We start from the raw sequence: 18,255 nt of genomic DNA, 5'->3' as shown, positions 1-18,255 counted from the left end.
CGCCCGCCCTTACGGTGGGGGGATGATCGATCCGACCTCCTCCCACGCGCGGCAGAGCGCGATCAGCGCCGCGGGCGTCCCCGCCTCCGCGGTCGTCCCGGCGGGGCGCCGCCCGCTCACGGCCGTCTTCCGGGTGCTCATCGCGCTGGCGGCGATCACCGGCATCGTGATCGACTGCGCGATCGGCGACGTGCCGCGGGTGCTCAGCTATTTCACGATCCAGTCCAACGCGGTGGTCGCGGTGGTCATGCTGGCGGCCGCACACCGGGCGTGGTCGGCCCGGCCGCCGCTCTCGGCGCGGATCACGGGGGCGGCGGTCCTCTATATAGCCATCACGGGGCTGGTCTACCACTTCGTCCTGACCAACGACTCCAGCGGCTTCGCCATGGCCGGCGACGCCCACGCCCCCTCCGAGTGGCAGACCACGGCCACCCAGCTCCTGCACACGGCCACCCCCATCGCGGTCGTCCTCGACTGGCTCGTGCTCACGACACCGGGCCGGTTCCGCCTCGCGTACGCCTGGCAGTGGCTGATCTATCCCCTCCTCTACCTCCCCTTCGCCCTCATCCGCGGCGCCCTCCTCTCCCCCGGCACCGAGGGCCGCTACCCGTACCCCTTCCTGGACGTCGACATCCACGGCTACGGCGGCGTCCTCGGCAACACCGTGATCTTCGCCCTGGCCTTCTACGTCCTCGCCCTGGCCCTGCTCCTCCTCGACCGCATCCGCCCCCACCTGCGCGGCCCCGAGAACCGGATTTCGTCTCCGGCCATCGGTCCGCTAAAGTAGAGCTCGTTGCTTCGGGGTGTAGCGCAGCTTGGCAGCGCGCTTCGTTCGGGACGAAGAGGTCGTGGGTTCAAATCCCGCCACCCCGACTGAAGGAACACAGGTCAGGGGCCTGATCCTCACTGAGGATCAGGCCCCTCCCGCGTCTCCGGTGATCGTTCGGGAGAAATCTGGGAGAAGATCTTGGTGGGCTTCTCCCGGCTGGTAGCAGCCGGGCAGGTGTGACACGCCGCGCACGTAGCAACGCACACCTGCACGTTAGCGAACTCCAGCGCCTCACGTCGCTGACCCAACTGCGAAGCAGGCAGCACGTACCCACCGCCAAGGCGAGGGGGAATCCTCGTGTGCTGGTGGCCGACTTCCGCTGATGATGTCGGAATGCAGGAACAGCGCGCAGAGACGTACGCCCGGTGCACCCCGAGCTTGAGTGCGACCACATGGGTTCCGGAGCAGAGGCCATCTTCGACCAAGCCCTGACTAACGGGCTGGCGGCTGTCGTGTCCGCCGAGTGGGGCGAGGCCGCAGCCACGGAGAAAGACGGCCGACGAGTGAAGTCGGCTGCCGCGCTGCTCGACGTCGTCAAGGAAAAGGCTCAGGAGGACCAGGAGGAGCCAGGCGTCTTCGTGATCCCCGACCCCGCGCCCCCGCCAGCTCCCAACGAGAGCCTTCGCAGCGTATGGCCGTGGGAGGGCGCCGAATCGCTGGCCCTGGACACCCGCATCCACGTCATCGTGCTCCGCAGCGGAATTAAGAGCACCCAACCCGTGCGGCACGCCAGCGTCAGAGGTGGCCTGCAGCGCGAGCACATCGAAGCTCTGCTCGCCCTCGACCATCACAACAGCCTCGGCACTCTCGGGGGCGAACACGCCGACTGTGCCTGGGAAGGGACCGAGGCCGACGACCGCGCCGCGCGAGCCCGTGCTTTCGCCCTCTTGCTCCGGCTCGGGGACGAGGAAGCCAGTAACCGGGCGGAGCGAGCCAGCGAACTTCACCCGTCCTATCACCCCAAACACAACCCTGACAGCCTCGAACTTCAGGACTGCCCCATCTGCGGATACACCGCCTTCGGCCCAGACCATGGAGACGAACACGGCATGGGCATCGGAGTCGGCCAGTGCCTGGTCTGCCACTATGAGCGCACCGCCGACGTGGCGGCCGAGGAAGCCGAGAAGCTGCTCTTCCAGCTTCGATGGGCCGACGACTAGCTAGTAGGACTTGTTTGGGCGATCAAGGTGCCAGCGGTTGTAGAGCCCAATCACTCTGACACGCCACGGCGGCTGGCGTTCCGCGGGCCCCCCGTCCGCTCCCATGCCTTGGAGGTCACCGCCAACACGCCTGACGGCACATTCAACCAGCATCGTAGGATCTGGCATCACGATCCCTGGGGGGACCTTGTCCAGCACTGCGCAGCACGAAGACTCGTCGTCAGACCGCCTGCCGTTTGAATCGGTGTTCGATACGGTCCTGAGCGGATGGACGTTTGACCGCCGGGTCGCGGACGGGGTCTGCGGACCCGCCGACTCGGGCGCTGTCCGCCTCATCTGGCTGAAGAACATTGGGCGAGACGGTGTGATCTCGACAGCGGATCCGGCAGCCGATGACTGGCGCAACGATACACCGGAGCGGCTTCAGCTTCGTGCCGGCGACGTCTTGCTGTCCTCGGTGGTTTCCGGTCGACCGAAAGCCGCTCTGGTGCAGGAAGCTGATCTACCGGCCATTGCCGTGAGCAGCCTGTTTGTCCTCCGCCCGGCCAAACCCTTGACGGCGGAGCATGCCCACCTGATCCTCGCGTTCCTGCGCTCCGATACCGTCGGAGCTCTCACAGCCGGATACGCGTTTCAACGGCACCTTAGGCGCTCTCAGCTCAAGGCGCTGGAGCTGCCGAACGAGGACCCCGCGCTGTCCGCAGCCCTGGCCAATCTCGCTGCTGCTGGCCAGCGGTTGGGGGAAATGGCGGCCGAGGCCGGGGCGCTCGCGGAGTCAGTCTTCGACATGAGCACAAGCCCGGAGGAAGCCCGGCACCGCATCATTGCTACCGGCCAGCTCACCCGGCTCCGTTCCGTCGCTGCAGCCCAACTGGACGATCCGGGCTTTATCGTCCGCACCCGGTACCCCTATCCGATCGCTCTGCGCTGGCGGAACGTCGAGGTGCAGAAGAGCGCGGACGGCCAGGACGATGCCCAGGCGAAGGAGTACGCGGCCGTACTCAAGGCCGCGGAAACCCTGCTCGGATACAGCGCGCTTCTCACGATCGCTCTGGCGCACGAGGCTGGTATCGCCTGCAAGGCCATCAAGGCGTTCAAGGGGAAGATCGCAACCGGGCACGGCGGCCCCGGCTTCGGGGACTGGCAGCGCATCCTTCAGCAGATCGGAGCGGCGGAGGGCATGTCCAAACTTCCCCCCGAGCACCCCCTCCACGACCTTGCAACCCTCCTTGCGGACGACGAGGCCGAGGCAGCCTGCCGCAGCCTGGGCACCAAGCGCAACAGCAGGGCCCACGGGCGTGAATACCTCCCCGCTGTCTCCGTCTCCAAGTTGAACGAGGCTCACGACGGCCTGCGCTTGCTCCTCGACCGAGCACGCTTCCTCGCCGACCTGCAGCTGCTTGATGTGACCAACGTGGTGTGGGATCGCCACGAGCAGTCGGACACCATCACCCTTCCGCGGCTGATGGGAGACCACCCAGTCGTTCCCACCGAGAACTTGCGTCATGCCGGACCAGAGCGGATCGCGACCAGTCTGTACCTGGCCGGTGGCGGCCAAAGACTCCACCCGCTGAGCCCATTCCTCACCTGCGAAAAGTGCGAGGACTGCGCCACCCTGTCGCTCTTCCACGCAGACAAGGAGCAGGGGATGCTGCTCCAGACCAGCCTCGACCACGGCCACTTCTACCAGTACCGGGCCGCCGAGCAGGCGCTCCGGGCAGTCGGGCTCCGGTAGCTCCGGACCCCGAAGGCCCGGAACAGGGCCGACCGGTCCACCGATCCGGCTGGTAGCCAGCAGGAGGAGGTCTTCTCACCGCTGAGCACCAGCTGCGCCTGGACCAAGGAGACGCTGCGCGTGAAGGCGGCGTCAGTCGCGGTGGTCTGACGCCGATCCAGATCGCGGATCCAGCCCTTGGCGCTCAGCGCGTTGAGGACCGTCTGGGGCCCGGCGGTGCCAATGTCCGCAACCGTACGCGTGCCGAGCGCGATGAGGAGATCGGTCAGGGGCTCGTAGGGGACGTCGGTGGTGAAGTACGCGTTCCACTCCGCCATCGCGGAGTCGGCCGGGGGCGACAGGCCGACCGAGAACTCACATTTCCAACCGTCTGGTGCCCCGCCTCGTCCCACGCTGCCCGTGGGAGGGCCCAGACCAGGGAGATCTCTGAGGCTGGCGTGACTTCGGGTGCCGCCAGCCAACCATGGCAGGCGGACTTTTCGAATACGGTGGTGACCTTGCTACTGAGGTTGGGGGCTATATGAATCCGCTCGTCATGGCAGCGGGCACCGCACTCGTGGGCGCGATGGCAACGGACACTTGGCAGCAGGCGCGTTCGTCTGCTGTGGCTCTGTGGCGCCGTGTGCATCCACAACGTGTTCAGGCGATTGAAGAAGAGCTTGCCGATGTGCGTGTTGAGGTGCTGGCCGCCCGGGAAGCCGGTGACTCGGAGGCCGAAGCAGGGCTTGCCGCCGATTGGCAGCGCCGACTGCTCAGGCTGCTGCGCGATGATCCCTCTCTGGCAGACGAACTACGTCGACTCCTGGACGAGGAGTTGACCCCACTGCTGCCGAGCGCTGAGGCGACCCGCATCGGTTCCGTTGAGATGAAGGCCCGTGCATCTGGAAGGGCCCGCATCTACCAAGCTGTTGGCCACCAGACCATCAACGAGTCGTGAGTGACAGTGATCGCCGACCAGTGATTCGGCAAGATGCCGCAGCACGACACGATGCTCGGATCTACCAGGCAGGCGGCGACATCATCATCAACGAAGCCCGTGCCCCGCAGCGGCGCCTGCTTCCTGAACAGCCTCCTGGACGGTGCATCAGCGAGATCGCCGATCCCTACGCATGGGAAGTACACCAGGCCATCACCGTTGAATCGGACGGATCTGCAGAACACCTTCCGGCCTTGCCGGTGTACGTCGAGCGCGAGCATGACCGACGGCTTCGCGACGCTGTACAGCAGGTAGTCCATGGGGCCAGCAAGATAGTGATGCTGGTAGGCGGATCTTCTACAGGGAAGACCCGCGCCTGCTGGGAAGCCATCCAGTTGCTCTCACCTTCCTGGCGCCTATGGCATCCGATCGAGCCCAGCCGACCTGAAGCTGCCCTTTCCTGCCTGGAAGCGGTTGAGCCTAACACCGTCCTATGGCTGAACGAGACCCAGCACTATCTACTCACACCGAACAGCCCAATGGGCGAAAATCTCGCTGCCGGATTGCGTGCGCTCCTGCGCGACCCAGAACGTGCCCCGGTGCTCGTCCTGGGCACACTTTGGCACGAATACTGGGCGACGCTCACGGCTCCTCCCACATCCGGATCCGGCACCAATGACTCTCATTCGCAAGCTAGGGCGCTGCTGACGGGATGCGATCTGCCTGTACCCGACAAATTCAGTGAGAGTGAGTCAGCGAACCTCAATGCAGCTGCTGCAGTGGATCCGAGGCTTGCTCATGCGGTTAAACATGCGGAGCAGGGGCACATCACTCAGTACCTGACTGGTGGGCCGGCGCTTATTGAGCGATATCTAAATGCCCCCCCGGCCGCCAGGGCGGTGATAGAGGTGGCCATGGATGCCCAACGGTTGGGCCTTGGACCGACTGTGCCGTTGTCGCTGCTGGAGTTCGCTGCTCCCTCATATCTGACAAACCTACAGTGGGGGCAAGTGACTGACTCCTGGGCATCGCAAGCCCTAGAGTACGCAACCCTTCCGCTGCACGGTGCACGCGGGCCCCTGACACGGATCCGTGCTCGCCCAGGGGAGACCAAGCCGTCGGAGCCACACTATCAACTGGCTGACTATCTGGATCAGCGCGGACGGTCCGAGCGCATTTATGCAGTGCCTCCCAAGGCGTTCTGGGACGCCGCCGCCGATAACGTTCGTGACCCAGCGGCCCTTATGGCGCTAGCTCAGGCGGCTAATGATCGTTGGCGGTACCGCCATGCTGTCCAACTTGTCCGCGCGGCGACCCAAGCCGGGGACTCAAGCGCTTTTGTAGAACTCGCTGCGGTCCAAGCCCGCTTTGACGGCTATGACCCGGAGTCGAGCATCTATCGGCAAGCCGTTGAGGCCGCGGACGCTCGGGGTCTTGCCACGCTGGCCTCATGGCACGATCGCCATGGTCGCCGAAAAGAAGCAGAACAACTGTACGAGCGAGCCGCGGACGAGGGGGAGACGCCCGCCTTTGTGCTGCTGGCCCAGCTTAAGGAGGGCGCTGGCGATCGCAAAGCCGCCGAGCGTCTCTATCGTCGCGCAGCCGAAGCGGGTGACTATTGGGCGCAGATCCAACTGGCCAAACGCATATCTGGCCGCGACAAGGAAGGCGCCGAACGCCTCCTCCTCAAAGCGAACTCCACCACAACTGACCCTCGGCTGTGGTACCCATATTTGCGCTACCTATTTGACCATGATACGCCTCCTCACCTTCAAGCCACGGCGCGTAAAATTCTCATGGAAGGCGCCGATGCTGGCGATGTTGATGCTCTCCTGACGCTAGCTGAAATATCAAAGAGGCCAGACAGATCGCAAGAAGCCGCTGCTTTTTACCGTTGCGCTATTGATGCTGGAAGCCACGAGGCTGCTCTCTGCTTGGCGGAGATCACACCAGATGAGGAAGTGCAGCGTGAATTGTATTGTCAGGCCGCAGAAGCAGGAAACGCTGGAGCTCTATTCACGCTCGCATGCATGAGCGATGTTGCAGGAGACCTGGAGCGAGCGATCCACCTGATGCGACGAGCCGCGGAACGCGGAGAGTCTGACGCCTATTGGGGACTGTCAGACCTTCTCGAAAGGAACGGGCAGACGGAAGAAGCAGAATTTGTCGCCGTATCCGACCCCGATGGGCAGGGCCTAAGCGAGTTGCTGTACTGCCGAGACGAGAATGGAGATTCGACTGGTGTCGATCGACTCATGCGCATAGGAATTGATGCTGGATATCGTGGTGGCTTTGGAATCGGTATGTTCGCTGAACTCCACCGCCCCGACGATGTCGGCTGGCAACAGGCTCGTCGCTACGGGCTTGAAGCCGACGGCCGTCCGAGCGACCCATGGCATGTGGGTCCACTCGGCCACTAGAGAGCGTCTGAAAAGCCGGTCAGCGGGCTGGTCTTGCGAGGCGCCGCACGAGGAGCATGGCCATGGTGAGGTAGATGGCGTTCTCTGAACACACACTCAGGTCCTCGTAGTCCTTCGACAGGCGGCGGCACCGTCCCAGCCAGGCGATGGTCCGTTCTACCACCCAACGTCGCGGGACCACTGCGAAGAGGGGCACGGCCGGAGGCGGTGTCCCTGCCTTCGCCCAGGTCGAGCGGAACCCTCCGTCGCGGCGCTGCACGACCTGCACGGTGACGCCGGTGGTTTCCCGGGCCCAGGCATGGAAGTCGGCACCGCGGTACCCCTGGTCCGCCCATACGAGCCGAAGGCGCGGAAAGACACCGGCAGCCTGGGAGAACAGCACCGCGGCGCCATCACGATCGCCGACGCTCGCCGGGCTCACGCAAGCGGCCAGGACGGTGCCGCAGGTATCGACGAGCGGGTGCCGCTTGATGCCGTTGACCTTCTTGCCGCCGTCGTACCCGTGCAGGCCACCGCGTTCGCTGGCCCTCACGCTCTGGCTGTCCACTATGGCCGCGCTGGGAGTGGCATCACGGCCGAACTGCATCCGCTCGCGTTCGCGCAGAGCCGTCAACATCCGCTCCCACACACCTTCTTGCTGCCGTCGCCGCCAGTAGTGATAGACGGTCTGCCACGGCGGCAGGTCATGCGGCAACAATCTCCAGGCACAGCCGGCCCGCAGCCAGTACGCCAACGCGTTCAGAATCCCCCGCCGCGCGTGTATCGCCGGCCGATCACCGGGCTTGACCGCCGGAACCAGCGGACAGAGGATCTCCCATTCCCGATCGGACAGATCAGTCGAGTAACGGGAACGCAGCCCGCACACCCCAGCTCCTGAAAGTGCGCCACCGCCCCGCTACCAGGGAACTTGCCCGCTGACCGGCTTTTCAGACGCCCTCTACTGAGCTTGAACTCGTGATGTCGCTCTGTTTCCTCAGGAAGGTGTGATCGTCAGGCCAGTCTCGGTGAGGCAGCCGTCTATGAGGTGGTTGCGGTACTGGATGTGCCGTAGTCCGCGTCGGACGGTCCGGACGAGCTGTTCGGGGTTGTTGAAGCCAACGTTGGAGAGCTAGCCGCGTCGCAGGAGCGACCAGATCCCTTCGACAGGGTTGAGATCAGGCGCGTAGGGCGGCAGGTAGAAGATGGTCAGCCAGTCCCGGGCCTCGGCGAACTCGCGCAGTCCGGCAGCCTTGTGAACGTTCAGGTTGTCCCAGACGAGGCCGATCGGGCCGCCGAGCTGCCGGTGTACGGCTGTCAGCAGGCCACGGTAGTCATGCCAGGAGAAGCTCTTGCAGCCGTCGCGTCGGCCGTCGTTCCTGCGAGGCTGGTAGATCAGCCGGGAGCGGTCGCCGGGTTTGTAGCAGGTCAGCGCGGCGATAGAGACGCGTCACCGGGAGCGGCCGCGGACCCGCACCACCGAGGTCCGGCCACGCTGGGACCAGGTCCTGGCCTGCGGAGGCGTCATGGAGAATCCGGCTTCGTCCTCGAAGACCAGCCAGGCCCCACGGGCCGCCGCGAGCCTTCCACGCACGGCCACACCTCCTTGACCCACCCGGCCACCGCCTCGTCGTCCCGCTCCATCGCGCGTCGGGCCGAGACCTGACAGGACCAGCCGTTGCGCATCAGGAGCTTGCGCAGGCCCTGAACGGTGCATATGGAAGCGCCGGCCGATCACCGTCTTGACCCTGGCCAGTGTCCACCGCTGCTCCTCCCACCCATGCGCGGCCGACCCCTCGGCCAGCTCCGCCTCCAACTGCGCGAACTGCTTCTCATTCAGCCATGACAGCGACGCGGGCCCACGCGAGCGCAGGGCCCGCGGACCGCCCTCATCCCAGGTCCGCCGCCATCGCTGCACCGAACGGACGCTGACGCGCAGATCTTTGGCGATCGCTGAGCTCGGTTCGCCCCTTGCGAACCGCTCGGCCGCCTGGCCCCGTAACTCCTCGCGGAACTGCTGCCGTTCGGCGGTCAGCCCGCCACCCTGTGGATACCTCACGACCCGGTGATGCCGCAGGAGACCACAGCCCCTCAACCCCTACGACATCACGAGTTCAAGCTCAGTAACCAACGGTGTTCTGGTCGACAACGCGCTCCGATCACCTTTCATGAGATGGCACCCCTGCAATGCCGACCTGTTGTTCACTGGGATCGAACAAAGTGCATTGCCGTAGAACCACATTGGGGGGCCAATGAAGCCACGAAGCGCAGCCGCAACCGGCAGAGATTTCCCGTACGCCTCAAGTACGACGTGCTATATCGAGGTCCACGGGGATGGCACCGTGACGCACGGGGACCAGCGTGCCGCCTACGAGCGCGCGGTCGGCGGAGAGTCCCGGCTGTTCGCCGTCTGGCCCGGCCAGTGGTCGAGCGACCTCTTCGAGATCGACGACCTGGACGAGTTTGCCAAGGCACTCGGGATCAAACATGACGAAGAGCGAACGGGCCTGAAGGGCCACATCCACAAGGTCGAATGGATCAAGGATCCGTACGGCGACGACAACCCTCGCAGCCAGTACCTCGACATCGACGTCACCCTCACCTGCGGCTGCTCCATCAACGACCGCCGTACCTTCGCCGCACAGATGAAGGAGCAGAAGGGCTGGGTCATCGCGACGAGCGGCGGCTGGTCGAAGAGCGGCAGGCCGGGTGGACCGACGACCTACTCCCTGCGCGCACGCCGCAAGAGCCTCACCTGATACGCAAACTTGCTGCAGCAACCGCGCCACTCCGCGCCCAGTGTGCAGGCAGTCGGCCCTCGCTGGGAGAAATCTGGGAGATGATCTTCCAACGGATACCCTCTGAAGCCATGCGAGCCCGCCCCGCAGCAAGTCTCTGACCAGCGCCGATACCCATCGCCGCCGATCACGAGCCCACCCGAACCTCATTCGGGACGAAGAGGTCGTGGGTTCAAATCCCGCCACCCCGACTGAAGGAACAGAGATCAGGGCCGGTGACTCGGATGAGTTACCGGCCCTGATGCGTTCCGCGTGACTGATTGCGTGACCGCCGGTTCGGTTCGATCTTGAAAATGCTGTCGATGGCGGCCGGTCGGGAACAGCGGGTCCGGTCGGCGGGGTTACAGGGCCGAGGGGGCGGTGCTGGGTGGGCGGGGATCGGGAGGTCGTCCGTTCCGTCCGGAGCCTCGCCCCGTGCATGTGGACTGCGACGTGTTTTCTCAGGAGGACTGTTTCATGACTGACCGGCCCTTGACGCTCATGGCCGTACACGCCCACCCCGACGACGAGGCCACCAGCACGGGAGGGGTTCTCGCGCAGTATGCGGCCGAAGGGGTGCGGACGGTTCTCGTGACCTGTACCGACGGACGGTGCGGTGACGGGCCGGGGGGAGTGAAGCCGGGTGACGCCGGTCACGATCCGGAGGCTGTCGCCGTGATGCGGCGTCGGGAGCTCCAGGAGAGCTGCGACGTGCTGAAGATCAGCGATCTGGAGACGCTGGACTACGCCGACTCCGGGATGATGGGCTGGCCGAGCAACGACGCCCCCGGGTCCTTCTGGCAGACGCCCGTGGAGGAGGGCGCCGCCCGGCTCGCGGAGCTCATGGAGCGCTACCGGCCCGATGTCGTCGTCACCTACGACGAGAACGGGTTCTACGGCCACCCCGACCACATCCAGGCCAACCGCATCACGATGGCGGCACTGGAGATGACGGAGCTGACGCCGAAGGTGTACTGGACGACGATGCCCCACTCGGCGATGCAGCGGTTCGGGGAGCTCATGCGCGAGTTCGGGGACATGCCGGAGCCCGACCCCGCCGAGCTCGCCGCGCTGGCCGAGATCGGCCTCCCCGACGACGAGATCACCACGTGGGTGGATACCGCCGCGTTCAGCGGTCAGAAATTCGACTCGCTGGCCGCACATGCCAGTCAGGGCGAGAACATCTTCTTCCTCAAGATGGGCAAGGAGAGGTTCGGCGAGCTGATGGGCATGGAGACCTACGTGCGGGTCAAGGACACCACCGGCGCTCCCCTGCCCGAGAGTGATCTCTTCGCCGGGTTGCGGTGATTCCCGCTAGTCAGCCTGATTCAGCTCGTCTTGGTCCGCTGTGTTGTGCGGACGCTTCGCCATAGCGCCCTGCCGTCGCCGAACGGCGGCAGGAGAAACACCACGTGCGCCGCGTACCAGTACGACAGCGGGCGGTCCAGGCCGGAGAACCATAGGAGGGCGCCCGTCGCGGCGCAGGCGAGGGGGCCCGCCGCGGCCACCGTCGCCGTCTGGCGTGCGGTCATCTCGCCCCGGGGGATCAGGGACGTGCGCCAGGCCGTTCTCTCCAGCGTGATGTGGGTGACCGTGGCGATCCGTCTGAGGGCCGCCACATGAGCCGATTCGTGGAGGGCGAAGGACGCCGCCAGGCCCAGGGCGGCCGGCTTGGTCGAGAGTTGCCAGGCCAGGGTCGTCGGGACGGGGTCGCCGGACTTCGCCAGCCAGGCCAGCGCCATCGCCTGGAAGACCGCGGCCAGTGCCAGCAGCGGCCATACCTGGGCGGCCACCGCCCAGGCGACGGCGCGGAGTCTCAGATCAGTTGCCGGGTGCGTTGAGGAGGTGCTCACGGCGCTGCTTCAGTCCCCGGTAGATGGTCTGGATCATCGTCAGGACGGCGGTGAGGACGAGGAACAAGGCGATGAGGGGGAGCGGGTTCTCGACGCCGGTGGTGATGCCCAGCGCGCCGTCGCTCTTCTTCACCGTCTCGAAGACCAACGAGCCGAAGAGCGCCGTGCGTTCGACGACCTCGTCAGTGCCCGTCGAGAACATGAGGGTGAGCAGGACCGCCGCCGCGGTGATCAGCGTCAGCAGGGCGGCCCCGATGGCGGACGTCACTACCGACCGTGCCGTGAACATTCCTTCTCCTCGATTCATTGGTGTGGATTCCTTGCACCGCGTACCAGACGAAGGCGACGACCGCCCCGGCGAGGCAGGCCACCACCGCCCAGGGCGGGAGGTTCAGCAGGCCCAGCCCGATCACCGTCGTGCCGGCGACGATGAAGACCACCGACAGCCCCAGGAACACGGAGAACGGGTTGTCCTTCTCCGCGGGGAACACGATGCCGACGCACGTGGTCATCACCGCTCCGCCCAGGCAGGACGCCAGCGCCGCGCCGCTCGGAATCAAGCGGTCCGGGGCGAGCGCGGCCGTGATCGCCAAGGCTGGTACGGCGAACACGGTGAGCAGGATGAGTTGCGCTGTGATCAGGCGGGTGTAGACGCGCCAGGCCGGTTCTCGCGTGCCTGGCAGGTCGCGTAGCCGCTGGGTGGCCGTGAACTGGTACAGGCCGCCGAAGGACAGGGCGGCGAGGCCCCACAGGGGGCTCACCGAAGGTTTGGCGAGCAGCAGGTAGACGAACAGGGCCAGCGCCATGGCGGCGGCGGCCACGGTCTGCGCGCTGCGCAGCAGGCACCAGTCGTACGGGCCAAGGGCGCCGCGCAGCCGTACGCTGCCGGGGAGCTTCAGGTAGCGGGACTGGCGTATGTGCTGGTTGGGGGCGAGCGCGAAGGTCAGGGCCACGAGTACGGCCGCCAGGGCCGCCGCGCCGGCCAGCGCCGCCCACGGTCCGTACGCGTGCCAGGCCCAGGACACCGACGTGACCCAGGTGTACGCGGTCCGCCTGCTCAGATACGCGCTGGAGAAGTCCTGGATCATCGGCGTCATCCGGGCCGTGTAGTACGCCAGCAGCGCGAACAGCGCGAGCACGTTGAGAACGCCCGCCATCCGGCCGAGCCCCGCGAGCGTCCACAGCCGGGTCAGCAGCTGGTACAGGACGGACAGCCCCAGATAGGTCAGGGCGGCCGGGAGGACGACCGAGGCCGTGATGTAGCCGATCGCGGACGGGCCGAGGAGGATCAGCGCGCTCACGGCGAGCGAGACGAGGCCGACGGCGGCCACGGCGGCGGTCATCGCCGCCTCGTACAGGAGGAACGCCGTCGAGCGCTCGCGGTTGGTGACCGGCAGCTGGTAGCTGAGCCGGAGCATCCCTTCGGCGTTGATGAACAACACCTTCACCAGCAGGAACGCGATCTGCACCCACAGCAGCAGGGACACCGTGGAGGTGTCGAACAGCAGCCGCCACACGGCCGCCTCGTCGGCCAGGGGGCGCAGGAAGAAGTACGAGCCGGCGCACATGGCGGCCAGCAGCAGCGCCCCCGCCACCGCGACGAACACCCTGACCGGGGCGGACTTCAGCGCTCCGGCCCGCAGCACGCGGCGGCGGAAGAAGACGAGGAGCATCCGGGCCAGGGTCGCGGACTGGGCCGGTCGTATGCCCGCCAGTTGTCGTGCATCTGTGACCGGCCGCATGTCCGTCATCTGCTGTATGTCCGCCAGTTGTCGTTCGCCCCTCATCGCTGGAACGTTTCGAGGTAGTCGAAGACCATGGCGTCGAGCGATCCGTGCTCCTCGACCAGGTCCTTCGTCGGCGCGTCGTACACCACGCGTCCCAGGTCGAGGAAGAGGGTGCGGTCGGCCAGGCGCTCCAGCACCGCGAAGTCGTGCGTGCACAGCAGGATCGAGCGGCCCTCCTCGCGGACCCGCCGGAATTCCCGCTCGGCGAGGTGCAGCGCTTCGAGGTCGATGCCGTTGAGGGTCTCGTCGATGACGGCCAGCGGCGGGCGGACGACGAGCGCGGAGACCAGCTGCGTCTTCTTGCGCATGCCGTGCGAATAGTCCTCCATGAGGTCGTCGTAGCGGCCTGCCATGGAGAATTTACGGAACAGTTCGATGGCTTCGTCGTGGTTCGTGTCCTGGCCGAACAGCTTTCCCATCATGGCGATGTACTCGCGGGCCGTCAGAAACTCGGGGAGGTAGTCGTTGCTGGACAGATACATGCCCAGCTTCTTCGCCTCGGGCCGGGCGTGCTCATGGCCCCCGATCCGTATGGAACCGGCTTGCAGCTGTACGAGGTCGAAGATGTTCCTGATCAGCGTGGACTTCCCGGAGCCGTTGGGGCCCACCAGCCCGACGATCGTGCCTTTCTCGACCGTGAAGGAGACGTCCAGGAGGACGTTGACAATTCCGTCATAGGAATAGCTGACGTCTTTGACATTCAGGAGAGACACTGTCGCGTTGATCCTTTGCCGATGCGGTGGGTGGCGGGGGCGCCCGGGGAGCCCGGATCCCGCCGGGGGCTTCCCGGGCGCCTCGCAGTAGCGGCCGTCAGGCCGCTACTTGCATTCGGCGCTGACCTTCAGACCCCAGTTCTTGAAGGACCACGAGCCGGTGAACTTCTTGTTCTGCTTCACCACGCACCAGACGACCAGTCCGGCGAAGATGGTGGCGCCCAGGCCGAGGATGACGGCGGTGAATATCAGGAACCAGGCGTCGTAGCGCACGAGCCCCTTGTCGACCTTGGCCCTGATCGACGAGAGGGCGCGCTCGGGCGCCGTCGTCGCGGCCACGTACGCGCCGATCGACGCGGACGTGAACGCGTTGGCGGCCTTCGCCGGCGCCGGCTCCGCGGCGGTGTCGGAATCCTTCACCAGAGTTGCTGCGGACATAGTTCTTCTCCCCTGCGGTTGGTGTTGACCCAGTGAAGATTCCACGTCCCCGGAATGGGATCTAGTGTCCTGAAGGACACCTTTCGGCGACCTTGTCGTACGTCGCTATGACGGCGGCTTCCGCGCGCGAGGATATCCCCAGTTTGCCGAAGACGCTGGTGACGTGCTTCTTCACCGTCCGCTCCGATATGAACCAGCGGCCCGCTATGGCGGCGTTCGAAAGGCAGTCGCCCAGCGCCAGGAGAACTTCGCGTTCGCGCGCGGTCAGCAGGGACAGGTTCGCCTCGCGCACCCACGGCGGCGCCTCGCGGAAATGTCCTTCCGCTCGGTCTCCGACTCTGCCACCGGTTCTGTCTGATGACAGGTTCAATCCCAATCCCCCCGTAGCGGCGGCCATCCGCCCGCCCCCGTTTCACCCAGCACGACCTTAACGGCCTGGTCAGGGCCGTCGATCATGGCCGTCACCATAGCGAGGGCCAAACCAGAGGGTCAAGACAACGCAAAGTCGACCGTCAGGGCCGGGCATGCGACGCTCCCGCGGAAAGGGGAAAGGGCCTCCTTAAAGCCCTTTCCCTGGACAGCAGTTGCCGGGAATTCTCGGCGATCCCCCATACGGGCCTGCCGAGTTCATCGGCCACAGGGGATTCGCTCATCCGAATCCGGTCCGCCGCCGCCCCGCAAGATCGACATGCTCATGTCCATTCCGTCCACGTCCGCCCGCGCCGCCCGCCGTCACGCCGTCCGCCATCGCGTCGCCCGCCATCATGTCGGCCCCCGGTCCAGCGCCCGTCCCTGCCCCTTCGGGCAGCCGTTTTCACCATCCCGGCGCCTGCTTGGGGGATTTGACTGACCGAGTTGACAAATCTCGCACCAACTCATCACGCTTTGAGGGCGTTAGAGGCTCTAACACTGGCAGGGAGGCCGACTCCGATGCAGCTCGTTGCCCGGGAGAGGGAGCGGATCGAGATCGATCGGCTGCTGGTCTCAGCGGCTGCCGGGCGTGGGGGCGCGCTCGTCGTGGCCGGCGAGGCGGGAATCGGGAAGTCGGCGTTGCTCGATTCCGCGATGGCGGGACTGGAAGGATTCGCCGTTGTGCGGTCCGCCGGGGCCGAGTTCGAGCAGGATTTGCTGTACGCGACGCTGTATCAGTTGTGCGCGCCTTTTCTCAGGTTTCGCTTCGGGCTGCCGGCCGTGCAGCAAGCGGCCCTGGAGGCCGTGTTCGGGCTCGGGGAGCAGACCTCGCCCGATCCGCTGACGGTCGGGCTCGCGGTGCTCGGGCTGCTGCACGAGGCGGCGCAGGAGCAGCCGGTGTGCTGTGTGGTGGACGACGCGCAGTGGCTCGACGACGCCTCGCGGCGGGCGCTGGTCTTCGTGGCGCGGCGGGTGGCCGTCGAGCGGGTCGCGGTGGTGTTCGCCACCCGGGAGGCCGGGCCCGCCTCCGGGCTCGCGGAGCTGCCGCGGCTGCCGCTGTCGGGGCTGGGGGACGAGGACGCCCGGGCGGTGCTGGGGGCGGTGACGCATACCGGGCTGGACTGCGAGGTGTTCGACCGGATTCTGGCCGAGGCGCACGGCAACCCGCTGGCGCTGCTGGAGTTCGCGCATGACGCGGGGCCGTTCGGGGTCGCGCGGCCGATGCGATCGCAGGCCGGTGTGGTGGCCGCGCTGGAGGAGCAGTTCGTACGCCGCCTCGACCGTTTGCCGTCCGCCGTACGGACGCTGGTGGTGCTCGCCGCGGCGGAGCCCGTCGGCGATCTCGGGCTGCTGCGGCGCGCGGCGGAGATTCTCGGCCTCGACGCCGCCGGGCTCGACACGGCGGAGAACGCCGGGCTGTTGTCGCTGGGGCCGCGGCTGCGGTTCCGGCATCCGCTCGTACGGTCGGCGGTGTACGCCGCGGCCATTCCGGGCACGCGCCGGCGGGTGCACGCGGCGCTCGCCGAGGCGACCGATCCCGAGACCGGCCCCGACCGCCGGGCGTGGCACCGGGCGCACGCCGTGGTCGAGGTCGACGAGGAGGTCGCCGTCGAGCTGGAGCGGTCCGCCGACCGGGCGCGGCAGCGCGGCGGGTACGCGGCCGCCGCGGCGTTCATGGAGCAGGCGGGCCGGCTCACGCCCGTATCCGACCGGCAGGCCGGACGGCTGCTCGCCGCCGCCCAGTTGCGGTTGCAGTCGGGGGCGCCGGCGGCGGCCCGCGCCCTCGTCGCGCGGGCCGCGCACCTGCCCATGGACCCCCATGGGCAGGCCGAGGCGCGGCTGCTGCGCGCGCGGGTCGACTACCAGCTCGGCCAGACCCCGGAGGCGACCGGCGCCCTCGTCGACATCGCCGAGGGCCTGGACCCCGACCGGGCCAGGGAGACGTACCTGGAGGCCTTCGCGTCGTTCATGTACAACGACAACGAGCCGGGACGGCTCCAGCGGCTCGGCGCGCACATCCGCGAGCGGGCCCCGCGGCGGGCGCCGGCCCGGCCGGTCGATCTGCTGCTCGACGCCCTGCTGGACCAGAACATGCTGCCCGTCGAGGAGGCGGTGCCCGCGATGCTCGCCGCCGCGGCGGCGTGCAGCGACCCCGCGGCCCCGTCGACGGGGCCGTTGCGGATGAACCTGGTCTGCCAGCTCGTCATCGACCTCCGCGACGACGCGCTGATGGAGAAGGTCGCGAACCGCCAGGTGAAGGCGGCGCGCCGGCAGGGCGCGCTCGCCGCGCTGCCGCAGGCGCTGCGCTACCAGGCGATCGCCAGGGTCTCGGTCGGCCGGTTCGCGGAGGCGGCGGCCAGTCTCGGCGAGGCGCGGGCGGTGGACGAGGCCGCGGGCACGGCCCCGCTGCTGGGGGCCGAGCTCGTCTGCATCGCGTACAGCGGCGACGTCGACCGCTACCGCGAGACCCAGTCGCTGCTGGGCACCGGCGGGCGGCCGTTCGAGACGGCCGGCGAGCACTACTCGCGGGCGGTGCTGCACAACGGGCTCGGCAACCACGAGGCGGCGCTGGAGGCCGCGTTGGCGGCCCAGCAGCGGCAGCAGGGCGGCTCGTACTCGATCTGGGCCGTCAACGCGGAGCTGGTCGAGGCCGCCGCGTACGTCGGGCGCGGGAAGGAGGCCGCCACGGCGCTGGACCATCTGGAGGCGCTGGCCCGTACGAACCCGGTTCCGTGGGCCGTCGCCGAGTGGCTGCAGGCCCGTGCGCTCCTCAGCCAGGACGAGGGCCGCTACGAAGGCCGGGAGGAGGACACCGAGGCGCTGTACCGGGAGGCCATCGACCAGTTCGCCCGGACCCGGGTGCGGATTCTGTACGCCCGCGCCCGGATGACGTACGGGGAGTGGCTGCGCCGCGAGAACCGGCGCCCCGAGGCGCGGGCCGAGCTGCGGGCGGCGTACGACATGCTCTCGGCCATGGGCGCCCGCGGCTTCGCCGCGCGGGCGGCGCGGGGGCTGCGCGCCATCGGCGCCCGGCCGCGCCCGCACGGCGAGAACCCGCTCGGCGAGCTCACCGCGCAGGAGCGGGTCATCGCCGGGAAGGTCGGCGCCGGCGCGACGTCCAAGGAGGTGGCGGCGATGCTCTTCCTCAGCCCGCGCACGATCGACGCCCATCTCCGAAACATCTACCGCAAATTGGGCATTTCCTCACGTCGCCAGTTGCGGGAGTTGACTCTCTGACCA

Annotated in this window: 17 protein-coding genes, 1 tRNA gene and 2 pseudogenes; 9 read left to right on the top strand and 11 right to left on the bottom strand. The window is 67.2% G+C overall.

Annotated elements, in window-relative coordinates; all coding sequences use genetic code 11:
* Window positions 1-22 precede the first annotated feature (22 nt).
* The 4 genes from AB0I49_RS15955 (at window position 23) to AB0I49_RS15940 (ending at window position 3,724) form a co-directional block, all read left to right on the top strand.
* On the top strand, window positions 23-787 hold the full coding sequence (locus tag AB0I49_RS15955) for a Pr6Pr family membrane protein (RefSeq protein WP_363227546.1): 765 nt from the start codon (window positions 23-25) through the stop codon (window positions 785-787).
* A 12-nt stretch (window positions 788-799) separates the two neighbouring features.
* Window positions 800-873: transfer RNA gene (locus tag AB0I49_RS15950), tRNA-Pro, on the top strand.
* A 348-nt stretch (window positions 874-1,221) separates the two neighbouring features.
* Window positions 1,222-1,989 carry a hypothetical protein gene (locus AB0I49_RS15945; protein WP_363227545.1) on the top strand — a complete coding sequence of 256 codons (768 nt, stop codon included), beginning with the start codon at window positions 1,222-1,224 and terminating at the stop codon, window positions 1,987-1,989.
* Between the two features lie 187 nt (window positions 1,990-2,176).
* Complete coding sequence (locus tag AB0I49_RS15940) at window positions 2,177-3,724, top strand: restriction endonuclease (RefSeq protein WP_363227544.1); 1,548 nt, start codon at window positions 2,177-2,179, stop codon at window positions 3,722-3,724.
* Here AB0I49_RS15940 and AB0I49_RS15935 read toward each other — a convergent pair.
* Window positions 3,673-4,041 carry a hypothetical protein gene (locus AB0I49_RS15935; protein ID WP_363227543.1) on the bottom strand — a complete coding sequence of 123 codons (369 nt, stop codon included), beginning with the start codon at window positions 4,039-4,041 and terminating at the stop codon, window positions 3,673-3,675. The two genes, AB0I49_RS15940 and AB0I49_RS15935, sit on opposite strands and share 52 nt — an antisense overlap.
* Before the next feature lie 203 nt (window positions 4,042-4,244).
* Between AB0I49_RS15935 and AB0I49_RS15930 the strand changes: the two genes are divergently transcribed.
* Together AB0I49_RS15930 and AB0I49_RS15925 are read left to right on the top strand one after the other, a co-directional pair.
* A complete protein-coding gene (locus AB0I49_RS15930) occupies window positions 4,245-4,661 on the top strand; it encodes a hypothetical protein (RefSeq protein WP_363227542.1) in 417 nt (138 codons plus the stop codon).
* Complete coding sequence (locus tag AB0I49_RS15925; RefSeq protein ID WP_363227541.1) at window positions 4,658-7,060, top strand: hypothetical protein; 2,403 nt, start codon at window positions 4,658-4,660, stop codon at window positions 7,058-7,060. The genes AB0I49_RS15930 and AB0I49_RS15925 overlap by 4 nt, the downstream gene beginning before the upstream one ends.
* A 19-nt stretch (window positions 7,061-7,079) precedes the next feature.
* Here the strand turns inward: AB0I49_RS15925 and AB0I49_RS15920 are convergent, their stop codons facing one another.
* From AB0I49_RS15920 to AB0I49_RS15905, 4 genes and pseudogenes are all read right to left on the bottom strand, one after another.
* Window positions 7,080-7,925 carry an IS5 family transposase gene (locus AB0I49_RS15920; protein ID WP_363227540.1) on the bottom strand — a complete coding sequence of 282 codons (846 nt, stop codon included), beginning with the start codon at window positions 7,923-7,925 and terminating at the stop codon, window positions 7,080-7,082.
* A 273-nt stretch (window positions 7,926-8,198) separates the two neighbouring features.
* A pseudogene (locus tag AB0I49_RS15915) lies at window positions 8,199-8,318 on the bottom strand (transposase); the annotation flags it as partial.
* A gap of 168 nt (window positions 8,319-8,486) precedes the next feature.
* Window positions 8,487-8,630 (bottom strand): hypothetical protein, encoded by a 144-nt coding sequence (locus AB0I49_RS15910; protein ID WP_363227683.1) that lies wholly within the window; start codon window positions 8,628-8,630, stop codon window positions 8,487-8,489.
* Window positions 8,561-9,095 (bottom strand): annotated as a pseudogene (locus tag AB0I49_RS15905) (winged helix-turn-helix domain-containing protein). Before AB0I49_RS15905 ends, AB0I49_RS15910 begins: the two are co-directional and overlap by 70 nt.
* A gap of 283 nt (window positions 9,096-9,378) precedes the next feature.
* Here AB0I49_RS15905 and AB0I49_RS15900 point away from each other — a divergent pair.
* Together AB0I49_RS15900 and AB0I49_RS15895 are read left to right on the top strand one after the other, a co-directional pair.
* Window positions 9,379-9,795, top strand: coding sequence for a hypothetical protein (locus tag AB0I49_RS15900; RefSeq protein WP_363227539.1), 417 nt, complete (start codon window positions 9,379-9,381; stop codon window positions 9,793-9,795).
* A 495-nt stretch (window positions 9,796-10,290) separates the two neighbouring features.
* The gene (locus AB0I49_RS15895; RefSeq protein WP_363227538.1) at window positions 10,291-11,121 is read left to right on the top strand and encodes a PIG-L family deacetylase; all 831 of its coding nucleotides are present in this window, start codon (window positions 10,291-10,293) and stop codon (window positions 11,119-11,121) included.
* Between the two features lie 20 nt (window positions 11,122-11,141).
* Here AB0I49_RS15895 and AB0I49_RS15890 read toward each other — a convergent pair whose 3' ends face one another.
* The 6 genes from AB0I49_RS15890 to AB0I49_RS15865 all read right to left on the bottom strand — a co-directional run bounded on the left by AB0I49_RS15890 (window position 11,142) and on the right by AB0I49_RS15865 (window position 14,896).
* Window positions 11,142-11,666: a hypothetical protein gene (locus AB0I49_RS15890; protein ID WP_363227537.1), complete on the bottom strand. Its 525-nt coding sequence runs from the start codon at window positions 11,664-11,666 to the stop codon at window positions 11,142-11,144.
* On the bottom strand, window positions 11,635-11,868 hold the full coding sequence (locus AB0I49_RS15885) for a hypothetical protein (RefSeq protein WP_363227536.1): 234 nt from the start codon (window positions 11,866-11,868) through the stop codon (window positions 11,635-11,637). The genes AB0I49_RS15890 and AB0I49_RS15885 overlap by 32 nt, the downstream gene beginning before the upstream one ends.
* Entirely contained in the window at window positions 11,849-13,453 is a 1,605-nt protein-coding gene (locus tag AB0I49_RS15880; RefSeq protein WP_363227535.1) for a hypothetical protein, read from the bottom strand. Before AB0I49_RS15880 ends, AB0I49_RS15885 begins: the two co-directional genes overlap by 20 nt.
* On the bottom strand, window positions 13,450-14,166 hold the full coding sequence (locus AB0I49_RS15875; protein ID WP_363227534.1) for an ABC transporter ATP-binding protein: 717 nt from the start codon (window positions 14,164-14,166) through the stop codon (window positions 13,450-13,452). The genes AB0I49_RS15880 and AB0I49_RS15875 overlap by 4 nt, the downstream gene beginning before the upstream one ends.
* 105 nt (window positions 14,167-14,271) lie before the next feature.
* The gene (locus AB0I49_RS15870) at window positions 14,272-14,604 is read right to left on the bottom strand and encodes a hypothetical protein (RefSeq protein ID WP_363227533.1); all 333 of its coding nucleotides are present in this window, start codon (window positions 14,602-14,604) and stop codon (window positions 14,272-14,274) included.
* A gap of 61 nt (window positions 14,605-14,665) precedes the next feature.
* Window positions 14,666-14,896, bottom strand: coding sequence for a helix-turn-helix transcriptional regulator (locus AB0I49_RS15865; protein WP_363227532.1), 231 nt, complete (start codon window positions 14,894-14,896; stop codon window positions 14,666-14,668).
* Between the two features lie 638 nt (window positions 14,897-15,534).
* Between AB0I49_RS15865 and AB0I49_RS15860 the strand changes: the two genes are divergently transcribed.
* Window positions 15,535-18,252 carry an AAA family ATPase gene (locus AB0I49_RS15860; protein ID WP_363227531.1) on the top strand — a complete coding sequence of 906 codons (2,718 nt, stop codon included), beginning with the start codon at window positions 15,535-15,537 and terminating at the stop codon, window positions 18,250-18,252.
* Window positions 18,253-18,255: the final 3 nt, after the last annotated feature.

The sequence above is a fragment of the Streptomyces sp. NPDC050617 genome (assembly GCF_040654795.1).
GTDB lineage: Bacteria > Actinomycetota > Actinomycetes > Streptomycetales > Streptomycetaceae > Streptomyces.
The sequence above is the reverse complement of the archived record's forward strand: the minus strand, read 5'-3'. Positions and strand labels throughout refer to the sequence as shown.